This window comes from Dietzia sp. DQ12-76 (assembly GCF_014145045.1).
GTDB lineage: Bacteria > Actinomycetota > Actinomycetes > Mycobacteriales > Mycobacteriaceae > Dietzia.
In genome coordinates this window covers 1-4599 of sequence record NZ_JAALDV010000296.1, presented here as the reverse complement: position 1 = coordinate 4599, position 4599 = coordinate 1, and the positions used below count along the sequence as shown (strand labels likewise).

At 70.4% G+C, this 4599-nt stretch carries 3 protein-coding genes; 1 reads left to right on the top strand and 2 read right to left on the bottom strand.

What is annotated here, in order from left to right:
- Positions 1 to 1180, top strand: a 1180-nt coding sequence (locus tag G6019_RS10595; protein ID WP_182627557.1) for an MFS transporter, incomplete at its 5' end; no start/stop codon positions are given.
- Between the two features lie 61 nt (positions 1181 to 1241).
- On the opposite strand, the gene G6019_RS10590 is transcribed toward G6019_RS10595, so the two are convergent.
- Positions 1242 to 3590 carry an FdhF/YdeP family oxidoreductase gene (locus G6019_RS10590; protein WP_182613566.1) on the bottom strand — a complete coding sequence of 783 codons (2349 nt, stop codon included), beginning with the start codon at positions 3588 to 3590 and terminating at the stop codon, positions 1242 to 1244.
- Between the two features lie 66 nt (positions 3591 to 3656).
- Positions 3657 to 4478 (bottom strand): formate dehydrogenase accessory sulfurtransferase FdhD, encoded by an 822-nt coding sequence (gene fdhD / locus G6019_RS10585; protein ID WP_107755400.1) that lies wholly within the window; start codon positions 4476 to 4478, stop codon positions 3657 to 3659.
- Between the last annotated feature and the right edge of the window lie 121 nt (positions 4479 to 4599).

Genomic DNA, 4599 nt, shown 5'->3' with positions numbered 1-4599 from the left:
CCCGTCCGAACGCCGGGGCACCGCAGTGGGGATGTGGGCCGGGTTCGCGGGCATCGGCGGGATCGTCGGCCTGCTCAGCTCGGGCCTCATGCTGCAGATCTGGTCGTGGAAGTCGATCTTCGTGGTCTACTCCGTGGTCGGCCTTCTCGTGCTCCTGGCGGCCTTCACCATCGGCGAATCCGTGGCCTCCCGGCACGGTCGGCCGGACGTGCTGGGGTCCGTGTTCTCGGCGTTGGCGGTCGGCGGAGTCGTCTTCGGGCTCATCGAGGGGGCGCACACGAGCTTCGGAGAACCCCTCGTCGTCGTCGCCCTGGTGGCGGCGGTCGTGAGCCTGATCGGCTTCGTCCTGGTCGAACTCCGCGCCACCGACCCCCTCCTCGACGTGCGGTACTTCCGGCGCCGCGGCTTCACCACCGGGTCGGTCGCCGTGGGCATGCAGTTCCTCACGATCTTCGGGTTCTTCCTGCTCATGGTGCAGTACCTCCAGCTGGTCAAGAGGTACGACGCGCTCTCCGCCTCTCTGGCGCTGGCGCCGATGGTGATCCCGGTGATGGTCTTCTCGCTCCTCTCGCCCCGCATCACGGCGTGGGTCGGACTCCGGGTGGTCACCGTGGTGGGACTGGCGGCGATCGCGACCGGGATGGTCCTGCTCTCCCGGCTGGGCGTGGACTCGACCTACTGGGAGATCCTCTGGCCGCTGCTCGTGGCCAGTGTGGGACTGGGCGTGTCGACCGCACCCGCCACCTCCGCGATCGTGTCCGACATCTCGGTGGACGAGCAGGGCGTGGCCGCCGCCGTCAACGACGCGATGCGCGAGGTGGGCGCCGCCATCGGCATCGCGATCTCCGGCAGCATCCTGGCAGGCAGCTACGCCACCGGGATCGTCGACGTCCTGCCAGGCGTGCCCGAGTCCGGACGGCAGGCGGTGGAGAGCTCTTTCGCGGGAGCGGTCGAGTACGTCACCATCGCCGGGCCCGCGCTGCAGGGCATCGTCGACGCCGCCGCGGAGGTCTTCGCGACAGGGATCTCCGACGCGATGTTCGCCCTGGGAATGGTCGCGGCGGGTGCGGCGGTGCTGCTGCTGTTCGTGGCGCCCGGCCGGAGGTACGTTCCGCACGGCGAGTCGGAGTCCGGCGATGCGGTGGCCGCGGGCGCTCCCGCACGCACCCGGCTCAGCTAGCGCTCACTCCGCGGCTCGAACCGGGCTCCGCCCGTGCGCCGGTTGCTCGCCGCTGCCCTCGCTAGCGCTCACTCCGCGGCTCGAACCGGACGGTCACCGCCTTGAAGCCGGGCGTGTTGGACTCCCGCGCGACGTTCTGACGGTGGACCAGGTTGTTGGCCTCGGGGAAGTAGGCCGCGCAGCAGCCGCGGGCCGTCGGGTAGGACACCAGCCGGAACTCGTCCGCCCGGCGCTCGCTGGTCACTCCGTCCGAGCCGGTGAACACACTCACCACGTCGACCAGCTGGCGGTCCGCGAGACCCAGGTCGCGCAGGTCGTCCGGGTTCACCAGGATCACCCGCCGGCCCTCGGAGATGCCCCGGTAGCGGTCGTCGAGACCGTAGAAGGTGGTGTTGTACTGATCGTGCGACCGCAGGGTCTGCAGGATCAGGTGCCCGGCCGGCGCCTCCAGCCACTCCAGTGGTGACACCGTGAACTGCGCGCGCCCCGACGGAGTCGCGAAGGACCGGGTGTCGCGCGGCGGATTGGGCAGCACGAAGCCGGACTTCTGTCGCACCCGGCGGTTGTAGTCCGAGAACCCGGGGATCACGCGCGAGATGTGGTCGCGGATGACGTCGTAATCCTCCGCCATCGCCCGCCACCCCACCGGGTGGTCGTGGCCCAGGATCGCCTCTGCCATGCCCGCGACGATCTGCGGTTCGCTGAGGAGTTGGTCCGACACCGGCTCCAGGCGCCCCTGGGACGAGCGGATCACCGACATCGAGTCCTCCACCGAGACGAACTGTGCGCCCCCCGGATGGCGGTCGTCACGGTCCGTCCGTCCGAGGGTCGGGAGGATGAGCGACGTCTGACCGTGGACCACGTGTGAGCGGTTGGGCTTGGTCGACACGTGCACGGTCAACCCGGTGCGCTGCATCCCCGTCTCGAGCACATCGGTGTCCGAGCACGCCTTGGCGAAGTTGCCGCCCATGGAGACGAACACGTCCACGTCACCGCGCTCGAACGCCTCGAGTGTCTCCGTCGAGTCGTAGCCGTGCACACGCGGCGAGGTGATGCCGAACTCGTCGTCGAGCCCGTCCAGCAGCATCGCGCCCGGTTTCTCCCAGATCCCCATGGTCCGGTCGCCCTGCACGTTCGAGTGCCCGCGGACCGGGCAGGCGCCGGCGCCGGGCTTGCCGAAGTTGCCCTGCAGCAGCAGAACGTTGACGATCTCGCGCAGGGTGTCCACCGAATGGGGCTGCTGCGTGAGTCCCAGTGCCCAGCAGATGATCGTGCCCCGCGAGTGCACGAGCAGCGTGGCCAGTCGCTCGATCTGGTCGCGTCGCAGGCCCGTGGCCCGCTCGGTGGCCTCCCAGTCCAGCGCGGCACGCGCGGCGGCGTAGTCCCGGAACCCCTCGGTGCACGTGTCCACGAATTCGCGGTCCACCACGGTTCCCGGAGCCGCGTCCTCCGCGCGCAGCAGCAGATGGCCGAGGGCTTGGAACAAGGCGAGGTCGCCACCCACCTTGATCTGCAGGAAGTCGTCCGCGACGGTCTCGCCTCCGCCCTCGACGAGGCTCTTGGCGATCCCCGTCGGGGACTGGGGGTCGGCGAACCCGAGCAGGCCGGCCTCGGGCAACGGGTTCACGGCCACCACGTGGGCACCGCGTCGCCGGGCGTCGGTGAGGGCGGAGAGCATCCGCGGGTGGTTGGTGCCGGGATTCTGTCCGACGACGAGGATGACGTCCGCGTGATCGAAATCCTCCAGCGAGACGGTCCCCTTGCCGATGCCGATCGTGGGCGTCATCGCCGATCCGGACGACTCGTGACACATGTTGGAGCAGTCGGGCAGGTTGTTGGTGCCGATCGACCGCGCGAGCAGCTGGTACATGAACGCGGTCTCGTTGGCGGTGCGGCCCGAGGTGTAGAACACGCAACGGTCCGGCGACGTGGAGTTCACGTGCTCGGCCATGAGTGCGAACGCGTCCCGCCAGGAGATGGGGGAGTAGTGGTCGTCACCCGGTCGCAGCACCACCGGCTCGGTGATCCGGCCCTGGTTTCCCAGCCAGTACTCGGTCTTGTCACGTAGCTCGCGGATCGGGTGGGCGGCCCACCACTCGGGGGTCACCGTCCGGGTGGTGGACTCCTCGGCCACGGCCTTGGCGCCGTTCTCGCAGAACTCGGCGGGTTTGCGCGGCCCGGTGATGGACTCGGGCCAGGCGCATCCGGGGCAGTCGGTGCCGCCGCGGTGGTTGAGGCGGGCCAACGCCTGCGCCGTCCGGGACACTCCGGCTTGCGAGATCCCCCGCTCGAGCGCCACCGAGACGGCCTTGAGGCCCGCCGCGCTGGTCTCGGGTTCGTCGACCCGGATCCGGGTCTCGTCGATGTCGGCGACGGGCGCGGACCGACGGATGCGAGGAATCAGGCTCATGGGCCCATTGTGCGCCCGAACACACCTCGCCGCAGCCGCGGCCCCGGCGTGCGCGTGGCCGGGAGATCAGTCGCCGATGCGCTCCGGATGGGTGTAGACGGTGGCGCGGTCGCCACGACTGAACCCGACCAGCGTCACCCCGGTCTCGCCGGCGAGGTCCACGGCCAACGACGAGGGGGCGCTGACCGCGGAGATCACCGGTATGCCCGCCATCGAGGTCTTCTGCACCAATTCGAACGAGGCCCGCCCCGAGACCTGCAGGATCGTCTCTCGTAGCGGGAGCCGGCCCTCGCGCAGTGCCCAGCCCACCACCTTGTCGACCGCGTTGTGCCGTCCTACGTCCTCGCGCAGGCAGAGCAGGGCGCCCTCGGGGGAGAACAGTGCCGCCGCGTGGACCCCGCCGGTCCGGCCGAAGACGATCTGCTTCTCGCGGAGCCGGTCGGGCAGGGAGAGCAGGACCGCAGCCCCGACCAGGGGGGTGGCCGGTTCGGCGGGGAAATGGGTCGCCGTGCGCACCTCCGCGATCGAGTCGACGCCGCACACCCCGCAGGAGCTGGTCATGGCGGTCGCGCGGACGGACCGGGGCTCCGGGACATCGGGGGACAGGGTCACGGTGAGGGTGTTGTAGTCCTGCTCGGTGCGGCCGCTCACCGTGGTGCAGTAGCAGATCTCCGGGAGGTGGTCGCGGTGCCAGATCGCTCCCTCTGACACCAGGTAACCGGCGGCCAGGTCCATGTCGTCGCCCGGGGTGCGCATCGTGACGAGATAGGGTCGTCCGCCGAGACGGATCTCCAGCGGCTCCTCCACCGCGAGGGTCGCCACCTCTCCTCTGGCGTCACTCCCGGCGATGATCCTCTGCGCGGGGTGACGACTCGTCCGTCGTCCCATGGTGCGAGGCTAGCCGGTGCCCGGTTCAGCCGCCGTCGCGGTCAGCCGGAGCGCGGCGGGCTGACGGTCGGCGTCGTTCGGTGGACCGGTCGGCCACGCGGAGGACGCCGGCGCCGCGGAC